This is a genomic window from Rahnella sp. WP5 (assembly GCF_000745615.1).
GTDB lineage: Bacteria > Pseudomonadota > Gammaproteobacteria > Enterobacterales > Enterobacteriaceae > Rahnella > Rahnella aceris.
In genome coordinates this window covers 363,109-378,391 of sequence record NZ_JQJR01000007.1, presented here as the reverse complement: position 1 = coordinate 378,391, position 15,283 = coordinate 363,109, and the positions used below count along the sequence as shown (strand labels likewise).

Genomic DNA, 15,283 nt, shown 5'->3' with positions numbered 1-15,283 from the left:
CATCAAAAAAGGTCCCGAAAAGACCTTCAATAGGAATAAAACTGATGTGTGGAATTGTAGGCGCAGTAGCGCAACGCGATATTGCTGAAATTCTGTTGGAAGGTTTACGCCGTCTCGAATACCGCGGTTATGACTCAGCCGGTCTGGCTGTCATTGATGCTGACGGGAAAATGGGGCGCTTGCGTCGTCTGGGTAAAGTCCAGATGCTGGCTGATGCACTCGATGAACATCCTTTGCATGGTGGCACCGGTATTGCTCACACGCGATGGGCAACCCATGGCGAACCTTCTGAAGCGAATGCTCACCCGCATGTGTCTGATTACATTGCTGTGGTGCATAACGGCATTATCGAAAACCACGAACCTCTGCGTGAATTGTTGATTGAACGCGGCTACCGTTTTGATTCTGAAACAGATACCGAAGTGATCGCGCATCTGGTGCATTGGGAACAACTCCAGGGCGGTACGCTGCTCGAAGTGGTCCAGCGCGTTATCCCGCAACTGCGTGGTGCCTACGGCACGGTGGTGATGGATCGCCGCGATCCGTCTGTTCTGGTCGCGGCCCGTTCCGGCAGCCCGCTGGTGATTGGTCGTGGTGTGGGTGAAAACTTCATTGCCTCCGATCAGCTGGCGCTGTTACCTGTGACCCGCCGCTTCCTGTTCCTGGAAGAAGGCGATGTTGCTGAAGTTAAGCGCCGTTCCGTCAGCGTATATGACAGAAATGGTCATGCCGTTGAGCGTGAAGAAATCGAATCCAAAGTGCAGTACGACGCCGGTGATAAAGGCGTTTACCGCCACTACATGCAAAAAGAAATCTACGAACAGCCGCTGGCCATTAAAAACACCCTGGAAGGCCGTTTCAGCCACGGCGAAGTGAATCTGAGCGAGCTGGGCGAAAAAGCGGACGAAATTCTGTCCCGTGTTCAGCACGTGCAGATTATCGCCTGCGGTACGTCATATAACTCCGGGATGGTGGCGCGTTACTGGTTTGAGTCACTGGCTGGCATGCCTTGTGATGTCGAGATCGCTTCGGAATTCCGCTATCGCAAATCTGCTGTTCGTCCGGGCAGCCTGATCATCACGCTGTCTCAGTCGGGTGAAACGGCTGATACGCTGGCAGCGCTGCGTCTGTCGAAAGAGCTGGGTTATCTTGGTTCGCTGGCAGTATGCAACGTGGCTGGTTCTTCTCTGGTGCGTGAATCCGATCTGGCGCTGATGACCAAAGCGGGCACCGAAATCGGTGTGGCCTCAACCAAAGCTTTCACCACGCAGCTGACCGTTCTGCTGATGCTGGTGGCGCGTATGGGCCGCCTGAAAGGGATGAGTCCGCAAGTTGAGCACGACATTGTTCACGCGCTTCAGGCGTTGCCTGCGCGCATCGAACAAATGCTGTCGCTGGATAAGACTATCGAAACGCTGGCTGAAGGTTTCTCTGATAAACATCACGCCCTGTTCCTTGGCCGTGGCGATCAATATCCGATCGCGATGGAAGGTGCGCTGAAGCTGAAAGAGATTTCGTATATCCACGCTGAAGCCTATGCGGCAGGCGAGCTGAAACATGGCCCGCTGGCGCTGATTGATGCGGATATGCCGGTGATCGTGGTTGCGCCCAATAACGAATTGCTGGAAAAACTGAAGTCGAATATCGAAGAAGTGCGTGCACGTGGCGGTTTACTGTATGTCTTCGCCGATCAGGACGCGGGTTTTGTCGACAGTGACGGTATGAAGATTATTCAGCTGCCTCACGTTGAAGAAATCGTCGCTCCGATTTTCTACACCGTACCGCTCCAGTTGCTGTCCTACTACGTTGCGCTGATTAAAGGCACCGATGTTGACCAGCCACGTAATCTGGCGAAGTCTGTGACTGTCGAATAAGACTGTCCGGTTTCAGCCATGTTATCTCTAAGCGCCTCCCGGGGCGCTTTTCTCTTTCCAGAATGTTGTTCTCCGGCTCTCTCTTTGTCAGCAGCCGGTCACGATTCTCTTCTCTCAGGCTTCGTAACCCGCCCCGGATAAGGTATAGTTCGCGTTTTTCTGAAGGTACCCCGCTGAATGCTGACCAACTCCTCCATTCGTCTCAACAAATACATTAGCGAGAGCGGCATCTGCTCGCGCCGCGATGCTGATCGTTACATCGAACAGGGAAATGTTTTTATCAACGGCAGGCGTGCTGCGGTGGGTGCTCAGGTGTTTGCCGGCGATGTGGTGAAAGTGAATGGTCAGATTATTGAGCCGCGTGATGAAGAAGATCTGGTGCTTATTGCGCTGAACAAGCCCGTAGGCATTATCACCACGATGGAAGAGGGGGAGCGGGACAACATCCGCGATTTCGTTAACCACAGCAAACGCGTCTTCCCGATTGGCCGTCTGGACAAAGATTCGCAGGGCCTGATTTTACTGACCAATCACGGCGATCTGGTCAATAAAATCCTGCGTGCCGGTAACGACCACGAAAAAGAATATATCGTGACCGTCAATAAACCGATCACGGACGAGTTTATTGCCGGTATGGGCGCGGGTGTGCCGATGCTCGGTACCGTGACCAAGAAATGCAAAGTGAAGAAAGAAGCACCGATGGTGTTTCGCATTACGCTGGTGCAGGGACTTAACCGACAGATCCGCCGCATGACTAAGCATTTTGGTTTCGACGTCACTAAGCTTGAACGTGTGCGGATTATGAACATCAATCTGAAAGGATTACCGCTGGGCGAATGGCGTGATCTGACCGATGATGAACTGATCGAATTGTTTAAGCTGATTGAAAACTCTTCGTCTGAAGACAAACCGGCGAAAAAAGTGCCATCAAAACCTGCTCAGGCTAAAAAACCGGCTGTCACTAAAACGAAAAACAGTGAAAAACCTGAAGCGAATTCCGCATCCCGCAAGCGTTTTGCCCAGCCTGGCCGTAAGAAGAAGGGGCGTTAATTCACCTGCTTTTCATTATCCGCCGGTGTAATAACCGGCTTTTTCTGCTTAAAACTCCCGCATTTTGCCCGTATGGCTCGAATTGTGACCAGTGTCATAAAACTGTCATATAACGTACATTTTACTGTCACTAAACTGTCCTATTTTCCTCCTGTGCCAAACACTTTAATTAACGTCGACATCAGTCGGGAAGTTTAAAACCACCAGGAGTGGAACATGAAATTGATGCGTAACACCGTCGCCGGTCTTGTAGCAGCGACTTTCTCCCTCACAGCAATGTCTGCTTTCGCTGCCGCTAACCTGACTGGCGCTGGCGGTACCTTCCCAGCCCCTGTCTATGCTAAGTGGGCTGATGCATACCAGAAAGCAACCGGTACTCAGGTTAACTATCAGGGCATCGGTTCTTCCGGCGGCGTGAAACAAATCATCGCTAAAACCGTTGATTTCGGGGCATCTGATGCACCGATGAAAGAAGAAGATCTGAATAAAAACGGTCTGTTCCAGTTTCCTACTGTAATCGGCGGCGTGGTACTGGCTGTTAACATCCCGGGCATCAAATCCGGTCAGTTGACTCTGGATGGCGCAACGCTGGGTGATATTTACCTCGGTAAAATCAAAAAGTGGAACGATACGGCGATCACCAAGCTGAACCCGGGCGTGAAACTGCCAGACACTAACATCGCGGTGGTTCGCCGTGCTGACGGTTCCGGTACTTCCTTCGTATTCACCAGCTACCTGGCGAAAGTGAACAGCGAGTGGAAAGACAAAATCGGTGCAGGTTCTACTGTTAACTGGCCAACGGGTCTCGGCGGCAAGGGCAACGACGGCGTCGCAGCCTTCGTTCAGCGTCTGCCTGGTTCAATCGGTTACGTAGAATATGCTTATGCCAAGCAAAACAACCTGGCTTACACCAAGCTGGTAGATGCAGACGGCAAAGCCATCAGCCCGACAGAAGAATCCTTCAGTGCAGCCGCTAAAGGCGCAGACTGGAGCAAAACCTTCGCTCAGGACCTGACCAATCAGAAAGGTGATAATGCGTGGCCAATCAGCTCCACCACCTTCATCCTGATTTACAAAGACCAGCAAGATGCAGCGAAGGGCACCGAAGTGCTGAAGTTCTTCGACTGGGCTTACAAAAACGGTAACAAACTGACGACTGATTTGGATTACGCCGCACTGCCAGCTTCTGTTGTAGAACAGATCCGCGCAGCCTGGAAAACCAACATCAAAGACAGCAGCGGTAAAGCACTTTACTAGGATCTGACCTCGGGTCTGATATAGAGTACAAGTCTTCTGCTTCATTCCCTCTCCGGCCGGGGAGGGAATTAAATCTGAATTAAAAGAGAGTGGTATGGCTGAATACAAGCCGGCTATCAAGGCACCCAGCAAAAACGGTGACATCATCTTCGGCGCGCTGGTTAAACTGGCAGCGCTGATTGTGCTATTTATGTTGGGCGGCATTATCGTCTCGCTGTTTATTGCTTCCCTGCCGAGCATTGAAAAGTTCGGATTGTCCTTCCTGTGGACGAAAACCTGGGATGCACCGAACCAGCAATTTGGCGCACTGGTGCCGATTTACGGCACGGTCGTGACCTCCATTATTGCCCTGCTGATTGCTGTTCCCGTCAGCTTTGGTATCGCATTATTCCTTACCGAGCTGGCGCCGAACTGGATGAAACGCCCGCTGGGGATTGCTATTGAACTGCTGGCGGCGATCCCCAGTATTGTTTATGGCATGTGGGGTTTGTTCGTTTTCGCCCCGCTGTTTGCGCAGTATTTTCAGACGCCGTTGGGCGATGTACTTTCCGGTATCCCGATTGTTGGTGCCCTGTTCGCCGGTCCGGGTTTTGGTATCGGTATTCTGGCAGCAGGCGTCATCCTCGCCATTATGATCATCCCGTACATAGCTTCCGTCATGCGTGACGTGTTCGAGCAAACGCCGGTGATGATGAAAGAATCTGCTTACGGCATTGGTTGCACTACGTGGGAAGTGATCTGGCGTATCGTGCTGCCGTTCACCAAAAATGGTGTGATCGGCGGCGTGATGTTAGGTCTGGGGCGCGCACTTGGCGAAACCATGGCGGTGACCTTTATTATCGGTAACACCTACCAGCTCGATAGCGCATCGCTGTACGCGCCGGGCAACAGTATTACCTCTGCACTGGCGAACGAATTCGCCGAAGCGGAAGCCGGGCTGCATACGTCTGCACTGATGGAACTGGGTCTGATCCTGTTTGTCATCACCTTTATTGTTTTGGCGCTGTCGAAAATGATGATCCTGCGTCTGGCTAAGAAAGAGGGCCGTTAAGATGACGACACTCGAAATGCAAAGTAATACTGCATTACTGGAATCGCGTCGCAAACGTCAGGCGTGGCGCCGTCAGAAGAACCGTCTGGCGCTGATGGTCTCTATGCTGACCATGGCGTTTGGTCTGTTCTGGCTGGTGTGGATCTTGTTCACCACGATCGTTAAAGGTGTTGACGGGATGTCGCTGGCGCTGTTCACAGAAAATACCCCGCCTCCGAATACGGCAGGCGGCGGTCTGGCTAACGCCATTGCAGGCAGCGGATTATTGATTTTGTGGGCAACGGTCATCGGTACGCCACTGGGCGTGATGGCGGGGATTTATCTGGCCGAATATGGACGTAAATCCTGGCTGGCTGAATTCATTCGTTTCATTAACGACATTCTGCTTTCCGCACCATCCATCGTTGTGGGCTTGTTTGTGTACACCATTATGGTGGCAAAAATGGGGCACTTCTCCGGCTGGGCGGGCGTGCTTGCACTGGCATTGTTACAGATCCCGATTGTTATCCGTACCACGGAAAACATGCTGAAACTGGTGCCGGACAGCCTGCGTGAAGCGGCTTACGCACTGGGTACGCCGAAGTGGAAAATGATTTCGGCCATCACACTGAAAGCCTCAGTTTCCGGCATTATCACCGGGATCCTGCTGGCGATTGCCCGTATTGCCGGTGAAACCGCGCCGCTGTTGTTTACGTCGCTCTCCAACCAGTTCTGGAGCACCGACATGATGCAGCCGATTGCTAACCTGCCGGTCACCATCTTTAAGTTTGCGATGAGCCCGTTTGGCGAGTGGCAACAACTGGCGTGGGCGGGTGTACTGCTGATTACCGTGTGTGTGCTGCTGCTGAACATTCTGGCGCGTGTGATTTTCGCCCCGAAAAAGCAATAAGCGAATTTATTATCGATGGCAGGTGATAGCGGCTGCCATCACTGTTTACCCGGCGTCGCCATGCGGCGCGCGAATAAGAGAGATGTCTGAGAATGACTGACGCATCCAACAGCAAAATTCAGGTTCGCGATCTGAACTTTTATTACGGCAAATTCCACGCGCTGAAAAATATTTCCCTGGATATTGCTAAGAACGAAGTCACGGCATTCATCGGCCCGTCAGGCTGTGGTAAATCCACGCTGCTGCGTACGTTTAACAAAATGTACCAGCTGTATCCGGAACAGCACGCTGAGGGTGAAATCCTGCTTGATGGCGAAAACATTCTGGTTGATAAGCAGGACATCGCGCTGCTGCGCGCCAAAGTCGGCATGGTCTTCCAGAAACCGACGCCATTCCCGATGTCGATTTACGACAACATCGCGTTTGGTGTCCGTCTGTTTGAAAAGCTGTCCCGCACGGATATGGACGAGCGTGTGCAATGGGCGCTGACCAAAGCTGCATTGTGGAATGAATCTAAAGACAAGTTGCACCAGAGTGGTTACAGCCTGTCCGGCGGCCAGCAACAGCGTTTGTGTATTGCACGTGGTATTGCGATCCGTCCTGACGTTCTGCTGCTCGATGAACCTTGCTCGGCGCTCGATCCGATTTCTACCGGCCGTATCGAAGAGCTGATCACCGAGTTAAAATCTGATTACACCGTGGTGATCGTGACCCACAACATGCAGCAGGCTGCGCGTTGTTCAGATCGCACTGCGTTTATGTATCTGGGCGAACTGATCGAATACAGCGACACTGACTCGCTGTTCACTTCACCAGCGCGCAAACAGACTGAAGATTACATTACTGGCCGCTACGGTTGAGGTACAAAGAATGGACAACCTGAACTTAAACAAACACATTTCTGGCCAGTTCAACGCTGAGCTTGAACATATCCGTACGCAGGTTCTGGCGATGGGCGGCCTGGTTGAGCAACAACTGACTGACGCCATCACGGCGATGCACAATCAGGATGCCGAACTGGCGCAACGCGTCATCAAAGGTGATGACAAAGTTAACCTAATGGAAGTGGCGATCGACGAAGCTTGTGTGCGCATCATTGCCAAGCGCCAGCCAACCGCCAGCGATTTACGTTTGGTGATGGCGATTATCAAAACCATTTCTGAACTCGAGCGTATCGGTGACGTGGCAGATAAAATCTGCCGCACGGCGCTGGAAAAATTCTCACATTTGCATCAGCCGTTGCTGGTCAGCCTGGAATCGCTGGGCCGCCATACCGTAGAGATGCTGCATGATGTGCTGGATGCATTTGCGCGTATGGATCTTGACGAAGCGGTGCGTATTTACCGTGAAGATAAAAAAGTGGATCAGGAATATGAAGGCATTGTGCGCCAGCTGATGACCTACATGATGGAAGATCCACGCACGATTCCAAGCGTGCTGACCGCACTGTTCTGCGCCCGTTCTATCGAACGTATCGGTGACCGTTGCCAGAACATTTGCGAATTCATTTTCTACTTTGTGAAAGGTCAGGATTTCCGTCATGTGGGCGGCGATGCGCTGGATAAATTGCTGACAGACGGTAAAGATGTGCCGAAAGAATAAGGGTTTACTGACATCGCTCCACAAAAAAGGCCTCTGACGAGGCCTTTTTGCTTTCCGATCTATACCCACGTCCGGTCAGCGCAATTATTTCATCACATAGCGCAGCGCGACCTGTACGGCCAACTGCCGGTAATGGGCGGTCTGTAAATCCACCTCATCCGGATTTTCAAACAAAGCGCCGAACGTATATTGGTTGGCGACCTGGTGCACACACAGGCTGCTGATGAGGCGGTGAACGTCGCGCGCCTGCGCATCTTCCTTAAACAGATGGCTTTGTTTGCCGCGTTCAAGGATATCTTCCAGCAGCGTTAATGCCGTTTTGTTGATCTCACGGATGCTGGTGGACTGGCGGATAAAGCGGCCGCGCAGCATGTTTTCTGTCGATACAATACGGATAAATTCCGGGTGTGAGACATGGAAATCGAAGCTGGCTTCTACCAGTTTGACGATCGCTTCTGCAGGTGGCAACGAAGATAAGTCCAGCTCCAGCTCGTGCTGGCGAATACCGCGATAAACGTGTTCCAGAACCAACATGTACAGGGCTTCTTTGGTCTTATAGTGGTAGACCACCATACGTTTCGTGGTGCTGGCATTGGAGGCGATATTTTCCATGCGCGCGCCCATCAGACCGGATTCAGCGAATTCAGCCAGAGCGCTGTCGAAAATGCGCTGCCTGAGTCCTATCGGATCATTTTTACGTCCCGGCGCCGGGGAACTTTGGCTGCTCAGCGTCTTATCCTCTTCATTAACCACATTCTCGCCACAGAGATTAACCATTGCTTAGCCCAGTTACAATCTGTGCGTTCATACAACTTCGCCGCACTTGACGAATGTGGCGTGAGGGTCCACTACTGTAAGTATCGAAGCCTGACTAAAAGGACACTATTTTGCCTGCAACCACCCGGTTACATTCTATTGCGACAGTTTCAGTACCAGGAACCTTGCCTGAAAAACTTACCGCCATTGCGGCTGCGGGATTTGATGGTGTGGAAATATTCGAAGACGATTTGCTTAAAAGTCCTGTCAAACCGGCGGCTATCCGTAACCTCGCCGATTCTCTCGGCCTGCGCATTTTCCTGCTGCAACCTTTCCGTGATTTCGAAGGGATTCCGGCAGAGAAGCGGGTTGAAAAACTCGCCAGCGCACGCCGCCAGTTCGACCTGATGAGCGAGCTGGGCTGCGATCATTTACTGGTGTGCAGCAACACCGATCCGGAAAGCTCACCGGAGCGGGAGGTACAGATTGCCGATCTCGCCGCGCTGGCGGAAATGGCGGAGCTGTATGACATTCGTATCGGCTATGAAGCGCTGGCATGGGGTAAACACGTCAACCGTTACCGCCAGGCGTGGGATCGCGTACGCGAGGTGAACAGTCCGGCGCTGGGCATTGTGCTCGACAGCTTTCATATTCTCGCCGTGGGCGACAATCTTGACCGTCTGGATGAAGTGCCGCTGGAAAAAATCAGTTTCCTGCAACTGGCCGATGTACCGTTCAAAGACATGAACGTGCAGCAGTGGAGCCGTAGTTACCGCTGTTATCCGGGGCAGGGCGATTTACCGCTGGTGGATTTTGTCAGCACGCTGAACCGTAAAGGTTTCACCGGCCCCTGGTCACTGGAAATCTTCAATGATAAAACCCTGCCACTGGCGGATGGCCTGCGATCTCTGACGGAGCTGGAAAAGCGGATGCAGGCGTACGAAAAATCACTCAGCGAGTGATCTGATAACCCATCTGACGCCAGATCCCCGGCAGTTCACGCATGTCGTGGAAAGTGGTCACCAGCGGGTGATCGAGCGCAGGGTTATGCGGGTCGGCGCAGTAGTAAAACACCGGGATGCCTGCGGTGATCCCGGCCTGTGCGCCTGCCACGGAATCTTCTACCAGAATGCAGTTTTCCACCGGCACGTTCATGACGTCGGCTGCTTTGTACAAGACGGCAGGATCGGGTTTCCAGCGCTGTAAATCATAGCCGCTGAATAACTTATCCCCCATAAAAGGCAGTAATCCGGTCAGGCCGAGAGAGTGCTGCATTTTGGTGACCGGGCCGTTTGAGACGACACACATCGGCACGGTGATTTGTTCCAGTAACTCGCGTGCGCCGTCAATAGGTTCAAGTTTGCTGTCGAAAAGACGGGCAACATGCTGGCGAAACACGACTTCCATTTCTTCTTTCGGCACGTCGATACCGTGCTCTTTATTGACGATCGCGACGATTTCGTAAAGTTTGACGCCTTTGTATTTCTTATACATTTCGTCGAAAGAAACCGTCACGCCAAAATGCGCGAACATCTCGACATAGGCCTCGCAGCACAACAATTCACTGTCCACCAGCGTACCGTCGCAATCAAAAAAGACACATTCAACCTGTGACATACTTTCTCCCTGTGAGCGTTTCATCTATTGGCGTGCATTATGGCACTCTACCCGAACGATAGATTTAATCCCATACATCCAGTGCTGGCGCTTTAGGGCTAAAATCCTTAGGATACCCCCCGATTGTTTTTCCCCCATTTTGGAACTCACCAATGAGCACACCACAGAGCAATGCGACTGCGGGTAAAGGTCTGGCTGAACGTCTGTTTAAACTGACGCAGCACGGCACCACCGTACGCACCGAAACTATCGCCGGTTTAACTACCTTCCTGACCATGGTCTATATCGTTTTCGTGAACCCGCAGATCCTGGGTGTTGCGGGGATGGATAAACAGGCCGTGTTCGTGACCACCTGTCTGATTGCCGCGTTCGGCAGCATCCTGATGGGCGTGATCGCCAACCTGCCGGTCGCACTGGCACCGGCGATGGGCCTGAATGCGTTCTTCGCGTTTGTGGTCGTCGGCGCAATGGGCGTTTCGTGGCAGGTCGGTATGGGCGCGATTTTCTGGGGCGCTGTGGGTTTGCTGCTGCTGACCATCTTCCGCATCCGCTACTGGATGATTGCCAATATTCCGGTCAGTTTACGTGTGGGCATTACCGCCGGTATCGGGCTGTTTATTGGCATGATGGGGCTGAAAAACGCCGGTATTATTGTGCCGAACCCTGACACCATCGTGACCATCGGTAATCTGACCTCGCACAACGTGCTGCTCGGTGTGCTGGGGTTCTTCATTATTGCCGTGCTGGCGTCGCGCAATTTCCACGCCTCGGTGCTGGTGTCGATTATTGTCACGACAGTCATTGGCCTGATGATTGGCGATGTGCATTACACCGGTTTCTGGTCGATGCCGCCGAGCATCACCACGGTTGTCGGTCAGGTGGATCTGAAAGGCGCGCTGAATATCGGGCTGGCGGGCGTCATCTTCTCCTTCATGCTGGTGAATCTGTTTGACTCCTCCGGCACGCTCATTGGTGTGACCGACAAAGCCGGTCTGGCGGATGCGCAGGGTAAATTTCCGCAGATGAAACAGGCGCTGTACGTAGACAGCATCTCGTCTGTCGCAGGCGCTTTTATCGGCACCTCTTCCGTTGGTGCTTATATTGAAAGCACCTCCGGCGTATCTGTCGGCGGCCGTACCGGTCTGACGGCGGTGGTGACCGGTTTACTGTTCCTGCTGGTGATCTTCATTTCTCCGCTGGCGGGTATGGTGCCGGAATACGCGGCAGCCGGTGCGCTGATTTATGTCGGTGTGCTGATGACGTCCAGCCTCGCGCGCGTTTCATGGGATGACCTGACCGAAGCGGTTCCTGCGTTCGTGACGGCGGTGATGATGCCGTTCAGCTTCTCGATCACTGAAGGTATCGCGCTGGGCTTCATCTCTTACGTGGTGATGAAACTGGGCACCGGCCGCTGGAAAGAAATCAGCCCGTGTGTGGTTGTGGTTGCGCTGCTGTTCGTGCTGAAAATCGCGTTCGTAGACGGGCATTAATCCGCTGACGTCTGCTTAACGCCGATGAAAAAACAGCCCGCATTTGCGGGCTGTTTGCATTTCTGATGACCGGAATTATTTGCTGACGCGGCGGGTATAGTCGGCAAATGCCGTCAGCTGGCCGCGCAGGAAATCGAGCGTCCCCTGGTCGATGACTTCGCCGATTTGCTCATCCACTTTATTCTGGATCACACCCCCCATAAATTCGGGTTTATTCATCACCATCGCATCCAGGAACACCAGAATCTGGCGCAGGTGATACTGGCAGCGTGCGCCACCGACCGGCCCCATTGAACTGGTCTGGATCAGCACGGGCTTTCCGGCCAGTGGCTGATTCGGCAGGCGGGAAATCCAGTCGATCGCATTTTTCAGGCCACCCGGTACGGAATAGTTATATTCCGGCGTGACGATAATGACGCCATCCGCCTGACGGATTTGTTCCGCAATCGCTTCAACATCCGCCGGAAAGCCTTCTTCCTGCTGAATATCTGCATCATAGAGCGGCAGTGTACCGATGGAAGGCAACGCCTCAATGCTGATGCCCTCTGGTGCCACTTTTGGCAATGTGCGGGCGACCATTCCGTTGTAAGACGCTTTACGAAGACTGCCTAACAGTGTGACAAACTTCAGTGGTTGAGCTGACATGGGTAACTCCTGTTATGGATGACTTTGCGAAAGGAACTGCCTGTAACCATAAACGAAAAACGGCACGACGGGCGTAAACAAAAGTGAAGTTTTATTTTGCGGGTGGCAGGCTGATGAATTTCATGAAGTGTGGTGATTCAGATTGCTGGTCTGTGGCCAGGGTTTGTGTGCGGGTGAAGCCGTTTTCAGGTTCGTAACGCCAGCACTGCAAACGGATAATCGAGGGTGACTGCGCACATGACCAGATAATGGAACCTTCAATGTCGCTCATCACCTGCGCCTCGGGCGTTACGGTAGACCGTAAACGACCAGAAGCGGGATTCAGGCTGAGCGTAAGCGGACTCTGATCGTTCAGGCCGGACATTTTCAGCATGCTCTGGCGGATACACCACAGTTGCAGAGAGGATTCCACCGGATCGGATTGCATAGCAATCCAGGTTTTCTCTACCGCAGAAAGCTGTAATTGCTGTTGCTGATTCACCAGCGCACTGCGGGCATGAATGATTTCGAGATCGAGGCCGACTTTCCCTTCGCTGCTGATTAAAACACCGACGGTACTTCCTGCATACGCCAGACTGAAATCAGGCAAATCAGGGGATTCAAAACTCGGACGACCACTGGGTAACGTGATGACGCTGGGAAGTTCCGCGATTCCATAGAGATAGAAAATCATTTCTGCCAGCAGAACGCGGCCGTTTAAGAAACGCTTGCGCTGTTTTTCGGAAAGGTGTTTTGCAAATAATACGATCTCTTGCGGCAACCGGTGTGTATCCGGTTCTGCATCCGTCATTGCCCATCTTGCAAAATGGCACGCCATTGTTCACTCCATGATTAATGGTTCGACCGCAGTTTCTCAATTGTTCTAAAGAATAACATTAAGAGAAATCATTAAAAACCGCTTAAACCCCGCAGTGCCACACACATTCTTCCCTTTTCATACAGTTTTTCATAAACATAAAGTGAAAGTAATCACAGTCTTAATCTCTTATTGGGAAAGAATCTCACTGGAATGATGTTCTGGATTTTTACTCATAAGATTCTTACACCAGATATATCTACTACAGCAACATAAAGAAACGCCAGAAAATGCCGTTACTAATTAAGCAGCGATCTCGCTGCTTTGCCTGCGAGTACCCAAAAATGTTAAAAACGACGCAATCCCGCTTTATCGCATTGATCAGCTTGTTTTTTATTGTGCTGATCATCGTTACGCTTATCGTGATCCAGGTGTATATCGCTCCCCAGCTGAAACAGACAGAAAGTAATCTGGTTGCTAATCAGGTGGATGATGTCGCGGTGGCAATTAATGACCGCCTGAATAAGGTTGAGTCACAGGTTCGCACCATTACCCAGACTGTTGCACAAATGGACAGCGACAGTATCGATCGTTTACTTCCGGCACTGGTTGATCAGTACGGTGACTCTGCCGTGTTTGGTGGCGGGATCTGGCCGCTGCCGAACCAACGCGATCCGGCCAAAATCAAATTCAGCACCTTCTTTGCCCGTAATAATAATAATCAACTGACGGTCAATACTTTCTGGAACAGCGCCGAATCCCCAAACTATTTCGATCAGTCGTGGTATCTGGCGGCATCAAAAGGTGAAAAGGGTCAGTGTGTCTGGGCGCCTGCTTATTTCGATGACGCCAGCACCCAGCCGCGGACTAACTGTGCGATGCCGATTTACAAAGATGATAAGCAATGGGGCGTCGCCACCATTGACGTCACACTGGGGTTCTTTAACCAGCTGGTGACAGAGATGGAGAAAAAGGTTCACGCCAGGATTTATATCGTGGAAAAAGACGGCACCATCGTCGGTACCAGTCATTCCACGGATGAAAAACTGCCGAAACTGGCCTCACTGGGCGAAACTTCTCCGCTGGCGATGCAGATCCGCAAAAGTCTGGATCAGATCAACGGGCAGGCGAGTCTGGTGGCTGACTACGATAATGACGGCACATCGCACACCATGTTTATGAGCAACATTCAGGGGCCGTGGTTTATCGCCACCGACATGCCGACCAGTCAGTTACTGGCGCGCAGCCACAGCATTCTGACGAGCCTCGGACTGGTTCAAATCCCGATGGTCTTGCTGTTGCTGATCGTTCTGATCGCCGCGATTAAAATTTTCATGCGCCAGCTGGCGGCACTGAATAAAAATATCGCCCAGCTTTCTGCGGGCGGTGCCGACTTAACCCGGCGCTTACCGGAAAGCCGCAGCCCTGAGTTCAATCAGATCAACCAGAACTTCAACGGTTTCCTGTCTTTCCTGCAATCCATTCTGCGTCAGGTTGGCGACAGCAGTCTGGCTATCACTTCGGCTTCGCGCCAGATTGCCAGCGGTAACCTGGACTTGTCAGCACGAACCGAAGAACAGGCCAGCTCGATTGTCGAAACGGCAGCCTCAATGGAACAGCTGACCAGCACCGTGAAACAGAACGCTGCCAATGCGGAAGGGGCTAACCAGTTGGCCCGTGATGCCTCGGCTGTTGCCGGGAGGGGCTCGGACGTGGTGAAACAGGTGGTTGAGACCATGGGCTCGATCACCCGCTCTTCACATAAAATCGTCGATATCATCAGCGTGATCGACGGCATCGCTTTCCAGACCAACATTCTGGCGCTGAATGCGGCGGTTGAAGCGGCGCGTGCCGGTGAACAGGGACGCGGTTTCGCCGTTGTGGCATCCGAAGTGCGCAGTCTGGCACAGCGCTCAGCCACTTCCGCGCGTGAAATCAAAAAGCTGATCGAGGATTCTGTGGCGGATATCGCCACCGGCAGCGAACTGGTGGCGACCGCCGGAACGACGATGGATGAAGTCATGGGTGGCGTGAACAACGTGGCGACGCTGATGAACGAAATCATGTCTTCCAGTCAGGAGCAAAGTCTGGGCATCGAGCAGGTAAATGTGGCTATCACGCAGCTGGATAACGCCACGCAGCAGAACGCCGCGCTGGTCGAACAGGTTTCTGCCGCTGCGCAGGCGATGCAGGATCAGACCGTTCAGCTGGAGACCGTGGTAGCAGGCTTTAAGCTCTGATTTCGTCTGATTAAAA

General features: G+C 52.5%; 13 protein-coding genes and 1 pseudogene. 10 read left to right on the top strand and 4 right to left on the bottom strand.

Annotated features, from left to right (window positions below):
* Nucleotides 1-44: 44 nt before the first annotated feature.
* The 7 genes from glmS to phoU all read left to right on the top strand — a co-directional run bounded on the left by glmS (nucleotide 45) and on the right by phoU (nucleotide 7,723).
* Nucleotides 45-1,874, top strand: coding sequence for a glutamine--fructose-6-phosphate transaminase (isomerizing) (gene glmS / locus EX31_RS06080; protein ID WP_037033885.1), 1,830 nt, complete (start codon nucleotides 45-47; stop codon nucleotides 1,872-1,874).
* Nucleotides 1,875-2,051: 177 nt separating this feature from the next.
* Nucleotides 2,052-2,924 carry a 23S rRNA pseudouridine(2604) synthase RluF gene (rluF, locus tag EX31_RS06075; protein WP_037033884.1) on the top strand — a complete coding sequence of 291 codons (873 nt, stop codon included), beginning with the start codon at nucleotides 2,052-2,054 and terminating at the stop codon, nucleotides 2,922-2,924.
* 216 nt (nucleotides 2,925-3,140) lie between these two features.
* Complete coding sequence (pstS, locus tag EX31_RS06070) at nucleotides 3,141-4,181, top strand: phosphate ABC transporter substrate-binding protein PstS (RefSeq protein ID WP_013577689.1); 1,041 nt, start codon at nucleotides 3,141-3,143, stop codon at nucleotides 4,179-4,181.
* Nucleotides 4,182-4,275: 94 nt separating this feature from the next.
* Complete coding sequence (pstC, locus tag EX31_RS06065; protein ID WP_013577690.1) at nucleotides 4,276-5,232, top strand: phosphate ABC transporter permease PstC; 957 nt, start codon at nucleotides 4,276-4,278, stop codon at nucleotides 5,230-5,232.
* A 1-nt stretch (nucleotide 5,233) separates the two neighbouring features.
* Nucleotides 5,234-6,121, top strand: coding sequence for a phosphate ABC transporter permease PstA (pstA, locus tag EX31_RS06060; RefSeq protein WP_013577691.1), 888 nt, complete (start codon nucleotides 5,234-5,236; stop codon nucleotides 6,119-6,121).
* Nucleotides 6,122-6,213: 92 nt separating this feature from the next.
* Nucleotides 6,214-6,981 carry a phosphate ABC transporter ATP-binding protein PstB gene (gene pstB, locus EX31_RS06055; protein WP_013577692.1) on the top strand — a complete coding sequence of 256 codons (768 nt, stop codon included), beginning with the start codon at nucleotides 6,214-6,216 and terminating at the stop codon, nucleotides 6,979-6,981.
* 10 nt (nucleotides 6,982-6,991) lie between these two features.
* Entirely contained in the window at nucleotides 6,992-7,723 is a 732-nt protein-coding gene (phoU, locus tag EX31_RS06050; RefSeq protein WP_013577693.1) for a phosphate signaling complex protein PhoU, read from the top strand.
* A gap of 84 nt (nucleotides 7,724-7,807) precedes the next feature.
* On the opposite strand, the gene EX31_RS06045 is transcribed toward phoU, so the two are convergent.
* The gene (locus EX31_RS06045) at nucleotides 7,808-8,500 is read right to left on the bottom strand and encodes a TetR/AcrR family transcriptional regulator (protein WP_013577694.1); all 693 of its coding nucleotides are present in this window, start codon (nucleotides 8,498-8,500) and stop codon (nucleotides 7,808-7,810) included.
* Nucleotides 8,501-8,610: 110 nt separating this feature from the next.
* Here EX31_RS06045 and EX31_RS06040 point away from each other — a divergent pair.
* A pseudogene (locus EX31_RS06040) lies at nucleotides 8,611-9,414 on the top strand (sugar phosphate isomerase/epimerase family protein); the annotation flags it as partial.
* Between the two features lie 16 nt (nucleotides 9,415-9,430).
* Here EX31_RS06040 and yieH read toward each other — a convergent pair.
* Nucleotides 9,431-10,096: a 6-phosphogluconate phosphatase gene (gene yieH / locus EX31_RS06035; protein ID WP_037033882.1), complete on the bottom strand. Its 666-nt coding sequence runs from the start codon at nucleotides 10,094-10,096 to the stop codon at nucleotides 9,431-9,433.
* 152 nt (nucleotides 10,097-10,248) lie between these two features.
* On the opposite strand from yieH, the gene EX31_RS06030 reads away from it, so the two are divergent.
* A complete protein-coding gene (locus EX31_RS06030) occupies nucleotides 10,249-11,586 on the top strand; it encodes an NCS2 family permease (RefSeq protein WP_037033881.1) in 1,338 nt (445 codons plus the stop codon).
* Between the two features lie 75 nt (nucleotides 11,587-11,661).
* On the opposite strand, the gene EX31_RS06025 is transcribed toward EX31_RS06030, so the two are convergent.
* Nucleotides 11,662-12,231: an NADPH-dependent FMN reductase gene (locus EX31_RS06025; RefSeq protein WP_037033880.1), complete on the bottom strand. Its 570-nt coding sequence runs from the start codon at nucleotides 12,229-12,231 to the stop codon at nucleotides 11,662-11,664.
* A 91-nt stretch (nucleotides 12,232-12,322) separates the two neighbouring features.
* Nucleotides 12,323-13,048: a 4'-phosphopantetheinyl transferase family protein gene (locus EX31_RS06020; protein WP_013577699.1), complete on the bottom strand. Its 726-nt coding sequence runs from the start codon at nucleotides 13,046-13,048 to the stop codon at nucleotides 12,323-12,325.
* Nucleotides 13,049-13,371: 323 nt separating this feature from the next.
* On the opposite strand from EX31_RS06020, the gene EX31_RS06015 reads away from it, so the two are divergent.
* Nucleotides 13,372-15,267 (top strand): methyl-accepting chemotaxis protein, encoded by a 1,896-nt coding sequence (locus EX31_RS06015; protein WP_013577700.1) that lies wholly within the window; start codon nucleotides 13,372-13,374, stop codon nucleotides 15,265-15,267.
* The last annotated feature ends 16 nt before the right edge of the window (nucleotides 15,268-15,283 follow it).

Coding starts and splice junctions, on each gene's coding strand:
- glmS (WP_037033885.1), top strand. CDS start 45: ATGTGTGGAATTGTAGGCGCAGTAGCGCAACGCGATATTGCTGAAATT.
- rluF (WP_037033884.1), top strand. CDS start 2,052: ATGCTGACCAACTCCTCCATTCGTCTCAACAAATACATTAGCGAGAGC.
- pstS (WP_013577689.1), top strand. CDS start 3,141: ATGAAATTGATGCGTAACACCGTCGCCGGTCTTGTAGCAGCGACTTTC.
- pstC (WP_013577690.1), top strand. CDS start 4,276: ATGGCTGAATACAAGCCGGCTATCAAGGCACCCAGCAAAAACGGTGAC.
- pstA (WP_013577691.1), top strand. CDS start 5,234: ATGACGACACTCGAAATGCAAAGTAATACTGCATTACTGGAATCGCGT.
- pstB (WP_013577692.1), top strand. CDS start 6,214: ATGACTGACGCATCCAACAGCAAAATTCAGGTTCGCGATCTGAACTTT.
- phoU (WP_013577693.1), top strand. CDS start 6,992: ATGGACAACCTGAACTTAAACAAACACATTTCTGGCCAGTTCAACGCT.
- EX31_RS06045 (WP_013577694.1), bottom strand. CDS start 8,500: ATGGTTAATCTCTGTGGCGAGAATGTGGTTAATGAAGAGGATAAGACG.
- yieH (WP_037033882.1), bottom strand. CDS start 10,096: ATGTCACAGGTTGAATGTGTCTTTTTTGATTGCGACGGTACGCTGGTG.
- EX31_RS06030 (WP_037033881.1), top strand. CDS start 10,249: ATGAGCACACCACAGAGCAATGCGACTGCGGGTAAAGGTCTGGCTGAA.
- EX31_RS06025 (WP_037033880.1), bottom strand. CDS start 12,231: ATGTCAGCTCAACCACTGAAGTTTGTCACACTGTTAGGCAGTCTTCGT.
- EX31_RS06020 (WP_013577699.1), bottom strand. CDS start 13,048: ATGGCGTGCCATTTTGCAAGATGGGCAATGACGGATGCAGAACCGGAT.
- EX31_RS06015 (WP_013577700.1), top strand. CDS start 13,372: ATGTTAAAAACGACGCAATCCCGCTTTATCGCATTGATCAGCTTGTTT.